The following is a 14,043-nucleotide window of genomic DNA, read 5'->3' as shown; positions in this document are numbered from 1 at the left end:
GTACACAAGAGAAATGTTACAATAACTTGGACGAATATAGACCGTGTTGGCCGGAATGAAAGGACTATCGCGATGCGAAAAGGCGAAAAAACAAAGCTGCATATTATCCAGAAGTCAGCAGAGCTCTTTAATCAAAACGGATATACAGGAACCTCCATGCAAGACATCATGGATGCCACGGGACTTACCAAAGGTGCCCTCTACAGAGGTTTTGCCAGTAAAGATGAAATAGCAATAGAGGCCTTCAAATATGCGGGTGAAGTGTTACAGGAACATTTTGCGGCAGCGCTGGAAAAACAGGACACGGCCACTGCAAAAATCGTAGCCATGGCAACGGTGTATTCTGATGCGGTAAACAATCCCCCGCTCCAAGGTGGCTGCCCGCTTCTCAACACAGCCGTCGAAAGTGACCATTCGTTCCCTGTTCTTCGCGATTATGCTGTCACCGCTTACCAAGAGGTCGTTTCGTTCATGCAGGGATTGCTGGAAGAAGGAATTGCCCAGGGAGAATTTCGTTCTGACATGGACGCAGAAGCCGTCGCTTCGTTTATCTTTTCTTCCATTGAAGGAGCCATCATGGCAAGCAGACTCACACACGATAACAAGCATGTCCATTTTGCCAGCAAGCATATTGAGCAGCTTTTACAGACATACAAGCCCTAGCAAAAAGAAAAGAGCAGTCGCCCAGGATGTGCTACCCCTGCCTACCTGCTCTTTTTTCGTGGACTTTTCCTGCTACTTTTTATTTGATGTAATGTACTTTTTCATGTCCGAGCAATGCTTCCAGCACTTGCTGTACTTTCACGCCTGTTTCAAATGTAACCAGTCTGGCATCGCCACCGTTTATCGCAATGGACAGCTCATCCAACAACAGGGAGAGACGGTCTTGCTGCGGAACTTCAGCCGGAACGAGCGCTTCGCCGTGTCCACCCACAAACAGATTGCTCCAGTTCACGACACTCAGCGTTCCTTTTGAACCGTACACACGATAATCCAAATGCTCCTCATTCGCGATACCCGCCAAGCCATTGATCGTAACCGGGGTACCATCTGTCAGACGCAGAATGGCCGATACACCTGTCTCACATAGCACAGGATCTGCTGGATAGTCTACCTCTGAGTGGACTACATGCAGGTCTCCGAAGAGCGCGTAAGTCAGGTGAGTGAAATGAGGCAGCACTTCACGGATGAAACCGCCTTGCTCACGACCAGCCAGCCAAGGTGTTTGCTGCCATGGACGCGGCCACTGGTGAAAATGCGTTAGGATATCGATACGACGGACATCTCCAATTGTTTCGAGTCTGCGGGATAGTTCAGGAAAAACACCTTGATAGTAGAGCGGGAAGTTCATTGCATGGACAACCCCTGCGTTATTTGCTGCTTCCAACATTTCTTGCGCTTCTGTCAAGGAATTAGCCAACGGCTTTTCACAGAGCAAATGCTTTTTGTGCGCCAGCACATCCAAGGCAATCGCGTGATGGAATTTCGGAGGAACCGCCAAATAGATGACGTCCAGCTCTACCTTTTTCAATAATTCCTTATAATCTGTGTACCAAGGCACATCGCCGGACTTTTGCGCGGCTTCCTGTGCTCTTTCCGGAGATACATCACTGACTGCGGCTACTCGAAATTTTTCGTGGGTACGGATCGCGTTCATCATGCGCTCGCCCATGACGCCTGCGCCAATAACTCCAACGTTCCATTTCACTTGGTCCATCTGCATTTCCTCACTTCCTGGTGAATGTTCGTCTTCGTGCCTCTACCCCTTTCTCCATTGATCTGAACATTCCTTCTGAAAAGCTCAGATTGTCAGCTGCTTCTGCGCTTCCTTTTTTACCCGCTTTTTCTCCTTCTGGATGGCTATGACTGTATAGAGAGAAGGAACGACAATCAGCGTAAGTAGCATCGAGAACAGTAAGCCAGAAATGATCGTAATGGCGAGCGGCTGAAACAGCACGCTTCCCGTAATCGCCATCGGTGACAGACCGGCTACTGCGGCAAAGGTCGTCAGTAAAATCGGGCGCAACCTTGCTTTCCCCGCCCTGATGACTGCATCGTTCAGAGAGACTCCTTGATGCCTCGCTTCCTCAATAAACTCGATTAGTACGATCCCGTTGCGAACGACGATACCCGCCAATGCGATAAAGCCTGCTACTGTCATGAATCCAATCGGTGTGGAAGTGATAAATAGCCCGATCAAGCTGCCCGCGATGGCGAGGTAGACTGTACTCATGACCAAGACAGGAATAGACAACGAGTTAAACTGCAGCACGATCAGCAAAAAGATGAGAAAGACCGCCACAATCGCAAGCACACCCAAATCGAGCAAAACTTCCGATTCCTCCTCTGTTTCACCTGTTACATTCCAGCCATACCCGTCTGGCAATTCCAATTGCTCCATTTTCGCTGTTATTTCGCTCATCACGTCTGCAGCCGTCCGATCTCGGACATCACTCGTGATCGTGACACTACGGGACATATTGTAACGAGGAATACTCTGCATCGATAAATCCGGCTTCATTTCTGTAATTTGCGAAACCGGAATAAGCTGCCCACGTGCATTCGGAACCGTGAGTTGCGCGAAGACTTGCTCTGTCGTCATTCCCGGCTGATCGGCTACCAGCGTAATATCGATCAAGTTTCTCCCATTGTCAAATTGTCCCATTGGAATGCCTTGGCTGATCAAACGCAACGTTCTGGTCAAATCCGCTTCGTTGATCAGCTCCTTGTCCATCTTTTCTTGATTCACATGGAATTGAAGGGAGTACTGTTCATTTCCGAGCGTGTCGTTGATGTTGTACGTTCCTTTTGACTCCATGATGAGCTGCTTGATTTGCTCAGAGATCGCGTACAGCTGTTGCAGATCATCCCCATACACCCGAATTCCAACCGGGTTACCAGAATACATCCCCGCCTTTACGCTGTACGGAATGATGTTCGCTTCTGGATACATCCTCTTAAACTGCTCCGACCACGGCGCCAGCACCTTTCGCGCATCCATTTTGTGATTGTCAAAGGTAACGATCAATTGCGCTACATGTTCACCTGTACCAACCGGCGGTGCTGAGGGCATCATCTGTGGCGCATTGCCACCTACGAAAGATGAAACCTTTTGAATGTGTGCCTGTTTCGCAATCCATTGGGAAACACCCAGGGCAATTCGATCCGTTTCCTGTAAATTGCCGCCAATCGGCGTCGTTATATTCACAACCATCTGTGGCCTGTCATCATCAGGGAAAAGCTGAACAGGAACAACCGCAGCGAGTCCGTAGATAGCAGTGGCAATCAGTACTCCGCTCACTCCTGTTTTCAGCGGATGTTTCAACATGGCTTTCAGGACACGATCGCCATACCAATTCGTCAATGCATCGATTTGTTTGCCTAATAAGCCCGCTGGCTTACGGTAGTCCGTCTCTGCTTTGCTCCGTTTCTTGTTCCTTCGCTCGTTCCATTCCCGGTAAATCGGAATGATCGTAAGTGACATGAACATCGAGGCCGCCATCGTAAAAATGATAATGAGCGGTACCGGAAAAATAAACTGACCAGCATCACCAGGCAGAAACATGATCGGCCCAAACGCAGATATGGTAGCAAGGGTAGCAGTGACAATGGAGATGGCCACTTCCTTCGTCCCGGTTACAGCAGCCGTGTACGGATCCTCGCCCAAAACAGATAATCTGCGCTCGATGTTGTCATTTACCACCACTGCGTCGTCTACCAAAATCCCGAGAACAATGATGAGCCCGAATACGGTCATTTGATTGAGCGTAATGCCAAAGAAGGGCAGAACCACCATCCCAGCTGCCAAAGAGATGGGGATCGCCAATGCAACCATCAAGGATGTCGTTACATTCAATCCAAGGATGCAAATAAAAAGTACGGCTATGATCGCAATGATCATTTCCAGATACAATTCGGAAAAAATACTGCCGATTCGATCCACTTGCAAAAACACAGGCTCTTTTTTCGCCCACGCTGGGAGACTCTTTTCCAACGTGGCAAGCTTCGTATCCACCGCTTTTTGCACAGCTGGAACATCGCTTCCCAGCTCAGCGTTGATGCTAATGGTCGCAGCAGGCTTCCCGTTGTAATAGGTTCGATACTCCACCCGTTTGGTACTGTCGGAAATGGTGGCAATATCCTTCAAATAGACGGGCATTCCTTCCTGCGTACGTGTCACGACTACCTTTTCAAAAGTCGCTACTTCATAGCTGACTGGTAATGTGAGCTGATATTTTCGCGTATCAATATTGACATCACCTAGGGGTGTTGTTTCGTTTTTCGTTTGGACAGCATGGATGACTTGCGCCCAGGAAATGCCGTATTGTTGCAGCTTCTGTGCATCGACCGCGACCTTTACTTCCTGCTCCGGCAATCCTTGGATCGAAACATCGGATACGCCTGGCACGGTTCGAAGCTGATCCTTCCATAGATCAAGCATATCGCGTAATTGGAGGATTTCTTCAAAAGAGTTGGCTGTGATTTGAAAGGTCTGGATGAAAGTCCGGCTCATGTCATCATTGATGATGGGCTGCTCTGCTTCATCGGGTAAATCGGCCTCGGCATCCTTTACCTTTTTCCGTACATCTTCAAACACCGTTTTTGGTTCAACGTCATTCTCTGTTCGCACGTTGATAATGGATACACCGGATCGGGACTCCGAACTAATGGATTTGATTCCTTGCACCTCGTTGATTTTTTCTTCCAGCTTCTTCGTGACTGTCTGCTCCACCTTTTCAGGAGTCGCTCCCGGATACACGGTGGTAATGGTAGCCATGCTGACGATAATGTCTGGTTGCTCTTGCTTCGGAAGCGTAACTGAGATGAACATACCAATCAGCACGAGCATCGAAAAGAAAACGAGGGTGATTTTGCGCTTGTTGATGAAAAACTCGATCATGGCTGATTGCCTCCTTTCACAGTGACAGAGTCCCCGCCAAGCAAACGATCAGCACCTTTCGTAATCAACATGTCGCCTGCTTGCAAGCCAGCAGTAATTTCCAAATGATTGTCAACATACTGACCAATCGTGACAGTGGTCTTGATCGCTTTTCCATCCGCTAGCAAAAAAACGTAAGGCTCAGAACCACGGCTAAAAACGGTTTTGGCAGGGACAAAAATGCCTTTCTTTTGAGACAAGGTTCGCTTTGCGCTGATGACTTGCCCTGCAAACCAATCTTTTTTGGTGTTATCAATGACGACTTCCACGCTAATCGTGCCCGTCTGCTCGTTCGTCGCAGGATAAATCGTCGTAACCTTTCCGATTCGTTTGTCTTCATACAAACGAATCTCGACCTCATCTCCCACCTTCCACGCTGAGATGTCCTTGTCCGGTACAGGCAAGACTGTTTTCAATTGTTGGATGTTGCCGATTCGATAGACAGGAGCCCCTGAACTTGCGAGTTGCCCAACATCAGCCATTTTCGCTAGCACTGTTCCTTGAATAGGTGCTTTCACTTCCGTTTTTGCCAAAGTAGCTGCAGCCTGATCGCGAGTGACCATCGCCCCTTGGTAGCTGGCATTTGTCGCGCTGATATCCTCAGTCCGAGCGCCTTCTATCACTAGCGAATACGTCTCTTGCGCTTCTGCATAATCTTTATCTGCTAGTTCAAAGGCATTCTTGGCACTTTCAAATTCGGTTTCGGAGATCGCCCCATTTTTATAGAGCTGTTCCATTCGCTGATAGTCTTTCTGTGCTTGATCCCGAGAGATTTTCTTCGCTTCGGCCGCTACTTTCGCTTGCTGAACTTCTTGTTCCCGGGCTCCGTTTTTTACTTTGGAAAGCTCGGCACTCGCACCATGCATCTCAGCGTTTGCCAATGCCAGCTGGAGAGAGTAGTCTGTAGCATTGAGGCGGGCAAGCACTTCTCCCTTTTTGACAACATCTCCTTCTTTGTACGGCAACGACTTGATTTCCCCGGCTACTTCAAAAGAAACAGTCGTCTCTTCGATAGGGGCAAGTGTCCCTGACAGTTCACTGCTCGATTGGAAGCTTTTCAGCTCGATCGGCTCCGCTTCCACAATTTTGGCCTCGGCTTGGACTTCGCTTTCCGTTGACTGCTTCATCTGATTGCAAGCCGTCCCAATCACTGCAAGGGAGATGACCAGCAACATCCCCACCACTTTTCTTCCCGTCTTAGTCATGTAGGCCTCACTCCTATTGCTTTATAGAAAAGTATTCCGGAATGAATTTTCATTCCGTTTTGTTCAAAAGAAGGATCAGAATTAATGAATTCTGATCGCATCCCAGCAAGCTTCCTCTACACCGGCAAGCAATTCCGGGGTTTCTTCGATTTCGCCAGCCTTGATGCACTTGTTCAATGCGATGAATGCCCCGTCCATAATCGCAATCAATGCATCCGCTGGCAATGGACGGATAACCTTATTTTTTTGTCCCCGTTCAATGAATTCGCATAAAAATGTTCGCAGCTTCATGTATGCTTCGCGGCTGGCTTCGTCCAGGTAGTGACCGTTTGTATGGGAATCCAGAAACAGCAAGGCATTCAAATTCTTTTTGGCGTAGCGAATCACCTGATTCGCAATATGCCGAAATTGCTCGCGTAAGTCATCAGATGTGCGAGGATAACCATCATTGATTGTCTCAAGCAGTTCCCCCACACATTCTTGAAACAGCGTATTGACGAGCGCTTCTTTGTTTTCGAAATAACGATAGATGGTACCTGCACCGACCCCTGCCTTTTCGGAGATCATCGGAACGGTCGTCCCATCAAAACCGCGATCTACAAACAAAACGAGCGCTGCATCCAAGATTAATTCGCGCTTGGTTTCAGACAAGTTCATGACTCCTCTCGTGCGGAATGAATTTTCATTCTGGAGGAAATTATAGTATACATATTGCTTGGGTGTCAAATGGCACTCGTTCAGATGTAAAATAGACAAAGCAACATGATTGGTAAAGGGGACCGATACACGTTGAACATATCGACGAATGGGCTCCCCTATATAAAAATATCTTGGATTACCTGTTGGCTGGAGATTTTTAGTTGCGGGCGATTATGAGGATGTTTGGTTTGACCCAGAGTTATTACAAAACAGCTAGGGAACCGGTGTACCAACCATGTTCCCTAGCTGTTTCTTTATCCAACCGCTTTGTTACCCGATGTGCAAGCCAAATGTTTTATCTCTAAACGAAACGGTCTCCCTATCTGCTATTTTCGCAAAAGTCACACCCGAAACGAGTACACTTTCACGCAAAACATGATCAAAACGCTCCAATGCTGCTCGTAGCTCATCGTCTACATCCAGTGTAAGCTGGACACGTTTATCGATGGGCAAATCCAGCTTTTTGCGTGCATCCTGAATGACACGGATGACTTCACGAACCAAGCCTTCTTGCTCAAGCTCTTCTGTCAGTGTCGTATTCAGTGCCACATGGAGCTGATAGCCGGATGCAGAAGCGAAGCCTTGCTTCCCTTGCTTTTCCACGAGCAGCTCATCTAGCGTAATCCGCATACTCTCGCCTGCGACCTCCACATCCAAGTAGCCATTGTCCACTGCCTTCTGTGTATCGGCTGCGTTCAATTCTTTTAGATACCCTTGGATGGGCCCAACGAGCTTGCCGTATTTTTTCCCAGCTACCTGCAGGTTGAGCTTGAAATGATATGTCACGAAGCTGCTGTCGCTTTGCTCTACCCGAATGTTTTTGACATTGATCTCGTCTTGGATAATGCCGGCAAATCGCTCGAGGTTAAATGGCTGCTCCATCGATACGATCAGCTCGGACAAAGGCTGTCTGGTCTTGAGTCCAGTTTCGTTGCGAACATTTCGGGCCAGCTCCACGATGTGTCGAGCCGTTTCCATGTCCCGCTCAAGGGTTTCGTCGATTGCTTCTGTGTTTACCTTCGGATAGTCAGTCAAATGAACGCTGCCTTCTCCCCCCAGATTGCCATACATATCTTCTGCGATCAGCGGCGCGTATGGTGCGATCATCTTCGCCAGTGTCAGCAACACTTCTCGCAGGGTCTGGTAAGCAGATACTTTATCAGGCGTCATCCCGTTGCTCCAAAAACGATCCCGTGAACGACGGATGTACCAGTTGCTCAACTCGTCGACGAACGCTTCGATATGCCCCGCCGGATTCATGAAATCGTAGGTTTCCAGACCTTTTACCACGTGCTGCAAGGTGGTATTCAAGCGGGAAAGTATCCAACGATCCAGCTCGTTCACAGGTGGTTGCGATGGATACTCTTCTGGCTTGAATGCATCGATCAAGGCGTATAACGAATAAAAAGCATGCGTGTTATGGATCGTATCGATCACTTTGTACTTCGCCTCGGCGACGATCCGCTTGGAGAATCGTTTGCTGCTCCACGGCGCACTGTCAGACAAAAGCGCCCACCGGAACGCATCCGCACCGAACTCCTCGATTACCTCCCACGGATCGATCCCGTTTCCTTTGCTTTTAGACATCTTCTGACCATGTTCATCCAAAACGTGACCGGTAGAGATGACCGCCTTGTAAGGGGCTTTTCCGTTATACAGGGTAGAGACTGCCAACAAGCTGAAGAACCAGCCCCGCGTCTGATCGATTCCTTCCGAAATGATGTCGGCAGGGTACTGCTCCTCGAACACCTTTTCGTCTCCGAATGGATGATGGTATTGAGCAAACGGCATCGAACCGCTGTCGAACCACACATCGATGACCTCAGGTGTCCGCTCCATCGTACCACCGCAAGAGCAGCGCAGCTTCACCTCATCCACAAACGGCTTATGCAGCTCCAGCTTCTCGTCGATTGGTGCCACAGATTTCTCACGCAACTCTTTTACACTGCCTGGTGCATATTCACTGCCACAATCCTGACAAAGCCATAGATTGAGCGGCGTCCCCCAATACCGGTTGCGGCTAATATTCCAGTCTACAAGCTCTTCGAGGAATTTCCCGAAGCGCCCTTCGCGCAAGTGGCCCGGATACCAGTCGATCTTGCTATTGTTTTCGATCAGCTGATCCTTGATCGCTGTCGTTTTGATGAACCAGCTCTCCATCGCGTAGTAGAGCAGTGGCGATTTGCAGCGCCAGCAGAACGGATAGCTATGCTCGTAGCGCTCCTTGGAAAACAGCAGACCGCGATGTGACAAGTCTTTAACGATATCGACGTCGCAATCCTTCACGAACCTACCTGCGAAATCTGAGATTTGATCCGTATAGCGACCAGCCAAATTCACGACGTTCACGAAATCAAGTTCATGCTGACGGGTCGTGCGATAGTCATCCTCCCCATGCGCTGGCGCAGTATGCACGATGCCCGTTCCGCTCGTGTCACTGACATAGTCTGCATCGACGACGAAATGCCCATGGTTTACCTTGATATAGTCAAAAGGCGGCTCATACGTAGTACCGACCCATTCTGCGCCTTTGTGCGTGGATAAAACCTCGTAGTCTTCCTTGAAGACTTTCTCCGCGAGATTTTTTGCTACGACGTACACTTCATCCTTGTGCTTCACCCGCACGTAATCGAGCTCTTTGTTAACAGCCAAAGCCACGTTGGCTGGAAGTGTCCATGGCGTCGTCGTCCACGCGAGGAAGATGTCATCGCTTGTCTTGCTTTTGAATTTGACCGTCGCACTCAAGTCCTTCACGTCTTCATAGCCTTGCGCCACTTCATGGGAGCTGAGCGTCGTCTGGCAATCCGGGCAATACGGACTGACACGATGGCCTTTGTACAACAGTTCTTTTTTATGGATGTCGGAAAGAATGTGCCAGACACTTTCGATGTAGTCGTTGGTCAGCGTCACATATGGATGCTCCATATCCGTCCAATAGGCGATTCCTTCCGTCAGCTCACGCCATTGCTTTTCGTACTCGAATACGCTGTTTTTGCACTCTTCGACGAACTTGGCCACCCCGTAGTTTTCGATCTCCTGCTTGCCGGAAATGCCAAGTCGCTTTTCCACCCCAAGCTCTACTGGAAGACCATGTGTATCCCAGCCTGCTTTGCGGACGACACGGTAGCCGGACATCGTTTTGTAGCGTCCGATAAAGTCCTTGATGACCCGTCCGAGCACGTGACCGATATGCGGCTGTCCGTTGGCGGTCGGAGGACCTTCATAAAAGACGAAGTTTGGCTTTCCCAGCCGATTGTCCATTGACTTGCGGAATGTATCGTCTTTCCTCCACTGATCCAAAACGCGTAACTCTCGTGTCCTTGCTTTTTCTTTTACGTCTACTTTCCTCATCATGTACACTCCTTCTTCTGTCGTTTGCGTAGAAGTGTAGGTTCATAGAACGCAAAAAAATCCCGCCCCCTAAGGGACGAGATTTGATCTCGCGATACCACCCTTGTTCCGAAATCTTCATGCAAGCATGTCATTTCGGCACCTCTACTACGTACCATCATACGCGTCCCTTGTAACGGTGGGATTCCGGGTCAGCTTACTCCAAATGCTTCGGCTTTCCTTCTCGGAGAGGATTTTCGGCTAAGTCTTGAACGTTGGCTTTCAGCACTAGGGCCAACTCTCTGGGGAACAAGGGGATTAGCTTACTCTTTCTCGTCAATGAATTTGTTGGTGTTATTTTTGTTACTTTCCTTTTTACACGGTTTTCTAAAAACTGTCAAGGGTTAGGCCACGACGCGCTTCACGCTGCGACGGCTTTCCACCTGCGACAAGAACAAGCTGAGAACCAGGATAATCGCGCCGAACAAATACGGTGCGTTCAAATGCACCCCGTACAACGTACCTGCCACTGCTGGGCCAAAAATATTCCCCAGACTCATATACGCATTGTTCATCCCCGCTACGAAGCCCTGTTCATCCCCCGCACGCTTGGAGATCAGCGTGTTGATTGCTGGACGCATAATCGACGTCAGGGTAAAGAAGAGAACCGTCATAATTAGCATATACCAGAAGTTACCGGACAATAGCATCATCACCATCGCAACAGCAGACAAGAAGAACGTCACGTTAATGAGTTTTTTCTCGCCAAAACGAGTAATGAGCTTGCCGATCAGTGCTGCCTGCACAATTGTACCGGCAAGTGCTCCCACTGTGATAATGATGGAAATATCACGTGGAGTATAAGCGAACTTTGCATCGACGAACAGCGGGAAGATAACTTCGAAGTTCGCCAAGCCAAACGTCATCGTAAAGACCAGTACCAGCATGATGAAGTACGACGATTGAAACGACTTGCCGAGCTGTACAAAGATGTTTTCCTGTTTGTCTTTGGCGTTTCGTGACGCGAGCTGCTTCTCTTTCGGAAGAGATTCTGACAAGAAGAAGATGGAACCGAGTGTAGCTACCGCACCAACTGCCGCAGAAATGTAGAACGGCATACGCAAGCCAAGCTCTGCCAAAAATCCGCCAATACCAGGTCCGATAACAAATCCGAGAGACATGGCGGCTCCGAGCATCCCCAGTCCTTTTCCACGTTTATCCTCGGTCGTAATGTCCGCTATATACGCCAGCATGGACGGAATCATCGCTGCTGCCCCGATCCCGCCGATCAGACGAGAAAGGTAGAGCACCCATGTCTGTTCAGCCAAGGCAAAAACCAGATTAGAGATCGTAAACAGGACGAGTCCCAAAACAATCATGATTTTTCTACCGTACTTATCTGACCATTCCCCGGCAATCGGAGAAAAAAGAAATTGAGTTACACCAAAAGCCGCCACCAAGTATCCAGCCGTCTCCCCACCCGCGCCGAACTCTTTGAGAAATTCGGGCAAAATCGGAATAATCAAGCCAATTCCCAGCATGGCGATAAACATGTTGATCATTAGGAAGAGAATCGGTCGCTGACTATTCTCTTGTTTACTCATATTCATTTATCCATTCCTATCCATTTAGATTTTCTTTTTAGCCTTGCAGCTTCGCTTTTACGCTTTCAATCACCGTACGCCAAATGGCAGGGTCTGTAGATATCTTTTGCTTGAAGTTGCGGTACAACTCCTTTTGCTTTTCCTCAAAATCTGGAGCGTCTGCAGCCGGCAATCCTGCACGGGCAGTCGTAATTATTTCCTGCACCTCTGGCGAACGCGGACCCCAAACTCTTGCCTCGTATCCATCCTGGTCGAGGAAAATAAAGATCGGAATCGCACGTGCTGTGCCATTGGTCAGGTATTGGTCCATCAACTCCAAATTTTCGTCGCGGATGAGAAAGCGCAATTCGATGTTGCTTTCCTCGGCAATTCGCTGAATGACAGGAACACACAAGGAAGCATCCCCACACCAGTCTGCGGTCAGCACGACCCCTTTCCAATTACGCTGGGAGAGATCCTTCCAGACAGCCAGATCCTCGTCAGTAAATGTGAGCTGATCGTACACGCGGGACAGCTCTTCTTTATTGACGTTCATGCTTTCTTTGTACGCCGTAAAGCTCATTCCTTTTTCAAACCAACTGTTATGATTCACAACAGACATACTCCGTACTCCTCCTGTATAGTGAAAAATTATTGCTCCCAAATAGCAGAAGTCCCCAAGCGGTTGCGAATGGAAGAGCTTCTTGTTTTGCGGGCTTCTTTCCCTGACTGTTTCATGGTGCTTGCCTTGGCAGTCAGGTCCATAAACCACTCTCTATCTTTGGTTGCGAGGGCGAGGTCGATCAAATCATGCATATGCTCTTCATCATCAAAAGAGCCTACTGGAATGCGATCCATCCACTGTCTCGGAATCACCACCAGCTTGCCGATCGTCTCTTCGTTGTCGCATTGAACCACATATACTTTTGCGGTACCTCGCAATGAATCATCTGTTTCGACGAAGCCTTGAACTAACTCGCCGAATTTGGTTTTGCCCAATACCCATTCTCCGACTTCCAATAACTCATCTCGATTCATTCTGGTGCACCTCCCAATTGTAACGGAAATCATTACAGTTTCCATGTTAAAAATTTGTAAGGTTACTGTTGCGAACTCTCCTGACATCCATGACGGACTTTATCTAATACGGTTTGGATCGTGATTTGTTCCAAATATTTTGTAAAGTACATCTCTGCTTCGGTAAAAATCTGATCCATAACTCCGTGCATATTCGCAGAAACCTGACACGCTTCTTGCGGATCTCCCGAACACCAATGCGGCTTCAGCGTACCATTCGAGATCGAACGATATATCTCGGCCAAGGTTACCTCATTCGGGTCGCTTGCGAGTATATAACCGCCGCCAATTCCCTCTTTTGTCTTCACAAATCCGTTCTTACGCAGAATGCTCATGATTTTGCGAATTCTGGCTGGATTCGTACATACATTTTTTGCGATGAGCTCACTGCTTGCCATATGCTCCGGGATATGAGCCAACAAAGCCAAGCTGTGAACAGCAATGGTAAATTCACTATTCACGTCACAGACGGCCTCCTTGCGAAGAGTACTGTAATATTAATTCGTACAGTTACGAATGTCAACAATTGTGTGGGGGCAAACTTTTTAAAAGGCTTTCATTCTGCGGTGGTCGGGGGGAAGCGAAGGCACATGTTTTCCAGTCGCCTTTTTCCTCTCTACGTTCGGGCGGTCTCCTTCCAAACATGTACCTTCGCTTTTCGTACAACAGTTATTTCTGCGTGGCTTTTTTAAAAGAGGTTTTTAATAAAAAGGATTTCATCGCGGATTGGGATGCCATTGTCTGCGGTAAGGGGGATTTCTGGTTTGATTTGCCGGGCCTTGTCCACAGCATGGATGTACAGCTTCTGAAACTGATAGCCTCTTTTTTGGTAAAAGCCCATGGCGTGCAGGTTATCGTTGGTGGTGACGAGCTTCATGCGGTGGCAGCCTTTTTCTTTGGCGGTCTGCTCTACTTGATTGAGAAGGGCGGTCCCGATTCCTTTGTTTTCGATCACACTGTCCAAGGAAATGATTTCACATTCCTGATCTTCGAGCACATAGGAAATAAATCCGTTGATTGTACCCTCTTCATCCATTACTGCGTAGCCGTCCAGCGCATCGCATTGGAAAACGCCACTGGAGATGACCATTTGCGGACTTCCCCAATGTTTGATGAAAAATTCAGTGATGACGTTTTTGTCCAGTTCACTTGTTGAAATCATCTGCATAGCATTCACCTCTCAAAATAATAGAGAATAAGCCCTCGCTTT

General features: G+C 48.4%; 11 protein-coding genes, 1 pseudogene and 1 other annotated feature. Of the genes and pseudogenes, 2 read left to right on the top strand and 10 right to left on the bottom strand.

What is annotated here, in order from left to right:
• The first annotated feature begins 72 nt into the window (after window positions 1–72).
• Entirely contained in the window at window positions 73–663 is a 591-nt protein-coding gene (locus ACUUHJ_RS08495) for a TetR/AcrR family transcriptional regulator (RefSeq protein ID WP_289676876.1), read from the top strand.
• 79 nt (window positions 664–742) lie between these two features.
• Here the strand turns inward: ACUUHJ_RS08495 and ACUUHJ_RS08490 are convergent, their stop codons facing one another.
• From ACUUHJ_RS08490 to ACUUHJ_RS08475, 4 genes are all read right to left on the bottom strand, one after another.
• A complete protein-coding gene (locus ACUUHJ_RS08490; RefSeq protein ID WP_472298673.1) occupies window positions 743–1,717 on the bottom strand; it encodes a Gfo/Idh/MocA family protein in 975 nt (324 codons plus the stop codon).
• A gap of 84 nt (window positions 1,718–1,801) precedes the next feature.
• Window positions 1,802–4,900, bottom strand: a complete 3,099-nt coding sequence (locus ACUUHJ_RS08485) for an efflux RND transporter permease subunit (protein WP_472298672.1) — start codon at window positions 4,898–4,900, stop codon at window positions 1,802–1,804.
• Complete coding sequence (locus tag ACUUHJ_RS08480; RefSeq protein WP_472298671.1) at window positions 4,897–6,144, bottom strand: efflux RND transporter periplasmic adaptor subunit; 1,248 nt, start codon at window positions 6,142–6,144, stop codon at window positions 4,897–4,899. The genes ACUUHJ_RS08485 and ACUUHJ_RS08480 overlap by 4 nt, the downstream gene beginning before the upstream one ends.
• A gap of 81 nt (window positions 6,145–6,225) precedes the next feature.
• The gene (locus tag ACUUHJ_RS08475) at window positions 6,226–6,795 is read right to left on the bottom strand and encodes a TetR/AcrR family transcriptional regulator (protein ID WP_217366078.1); all 570 of its coding nucleotides are present in this window, start codon (window positions 6,793–6,795) and stop codon (window positions 6,226–6,228) included.
• Window positions 6,796–6,923: 128 nt separating this feature from the next.
• On the opposite strand from ACUUHJ_RS08475, the pseudogene ACUUHJ_RS08470 reads away from it, so the two are divergent.
• Window positions 6,924–7,045: pseudogene (locus ACUUHJ_RS08470) on the top strand (immunity protein Imm33 domain-containing protein); the annotation flags it as partial.
• Between the two features lie 68 nt (window positions 7,046–7,113).
• Here ACUUHJ_RS08470 and ileS read toward each other — a convergent pair.
• The 6 genes from ileS to ACUUHJ_RS08440 form a co-directional block, all read right to left on the bottom strand.
• Window positions 7,114–10,194, bottom strand: a complete 3,081-nt coding sequence (gene ileS / locus ACUUHJ_RS08465; protein WP_472301157.1) for an isoleucine--tRNA ligase — start codon at window positions 10,192–10,194, stop codon at window positions 7,114–7,116.
• A 69-nt stretch (window positions 10,195–10,263) separates the two neighbouring features.
• Window positions 10,264–10,522: a binding site (T-box leader), on the bottom strand.
• 55 nt (window positions 10,523–10,577) lie between these two features.
• Window positions 10,578–11,783 (bottom strand): MFS transporter, encoded by a 1,206-nt coding sequence (locus tag ACUUHJ_RS08460; RefSeq protein WP_289676872.1) that lies wholly within the window; start codon window positions 11,781–11,783, stop codon window positions 10,578–10,580.
• 31 nt (window positions 11,784–11,814) lie between these two features.
• Window positions 11,815–12,378, bottom strand: coding sequence for a thioredoxin family protein (locus ACUUHJ_RS08455; RefSeq protein WP_472298670.1), 564 nt, complete (start codon window positions 12,376–12,378; stop codon window positions 11,815–11,817).
• A gap of 29 nt (window positions 12,379–12,407) precedes the next feature.
• The gene (locus tag ACUUHJ_RS08450) at window positions 12,408–12,794 is read right to left on the bottom strand and encodes an IDEAL domain-containing protein (RefSeq protein ID WP_199929222.1); all 387 of its coding nucleotides are present in this window, start codon (window positions 12,792–12,794) and stop codon (window positions 12,408–12,410) included.
• A gap of 62 nt (window positions 12,795–12,856) precedes the next feature.
• Window positions 12,857–13,294, bottom strand: a complete 438-nt coding sequence (locus ACUUHJ_RS08445; protein WP_289676870.1) for an RrF2 family transcriptional regulator — start codon at window positions 13,292–13,294, stop codon at window positions 12,857–12,859.
• Between the two features lie 227 nt (window positions 13,295–13,521).
• Window positions 13,522–14,001: a GNAT family N-acetyltransferase gene (locus tag ACUUHJ_RS08440; RefSeq protein ID WP_289676869.1), complete on the bottom strand. Its 480-nt coding sequence runs from the start codon at window positions 13,999–14,001 to the stop codon at window positions 13,522–13,524.
• Between the last annotated feature and the right edge of the window lie 42 nt (window positions 14,002–14,043).

This window comes from Brevibacillus schisleri (assembly GCF_055685845.1).
The sequence above is the reverse complement of the archived record's forward strand: the minus strand, read 5'-3'. Positions and strand labels throughout refer to the sequence as shown.

Bases quoted from the DNA above. Each gene is read 5' to 3' on its own strand.
- ACUUHJ_RS08495 (WP_289676876.1), top strand. From the start codon at position 73: ATGCGAAAAGGCGAAAAAACAAAGCTGCATATTATCCAGAAGTCAGCA.
- ACUUHJ_RS08490 (WP_472298673.1), bottom strand. From the start codon at position 1,717: ATGGACCAAGTGAAATGGAACGTTGGAGTTATTGGCGCAGGCGTCATG.
- ACUUHJ_RS08485 (WP_472298672.1), bottom strand. From the start codon at position 4,900: ATGATCGAGTTTTTCATCAACAAGCGCAAAATCACCCTCGTTTTCTTT.
- ACUUHJ_RS08480 (WP_472298671.1), bottom strand. From the start codon at position 6,144: ATGACTAAGACGGGAAGAAAAGTGGTGGGGATGTTGCTGGTCATCTCC.
- ileS (WP_472301157.1), bottom strand. From the start codon at position 10,194: ATGAGGAAAGTAGACGTAAAAGAAAAAGCAAGGACACGAGAGTTACGC.
- ACUUHJ_RS08460 (WP_289676872.1), bottom strand. From the start codon at position 11,783: ATGAATATGAGTAAACAAGAGAATAGTCAGCGACCGATTCTCTTCCTA.
- ACUUHJ_RS08455 (WP_472298670.1), bottom strand. From the start codon at position 12,378: ATGTCTGTTGTGAATCATAACAGTTGGTTTGAAAAAGGAATGAGCTTT.
- ACUUHJ_RS08450 (WP_199929222.1), bottom strand. From the start codon at position 12,794: ATGAATCGAGATGAGTTATTGGAAGTCGGAGAATGGGTATTGGGCAAA.
- ACUUHJ_RS08440 (WP_289676869.1), bottom strand. From the start codon at position 14,001: ATGCAGATGATTTCAACAAGTGAACTGGACAAAAACGTCATCACTGAA.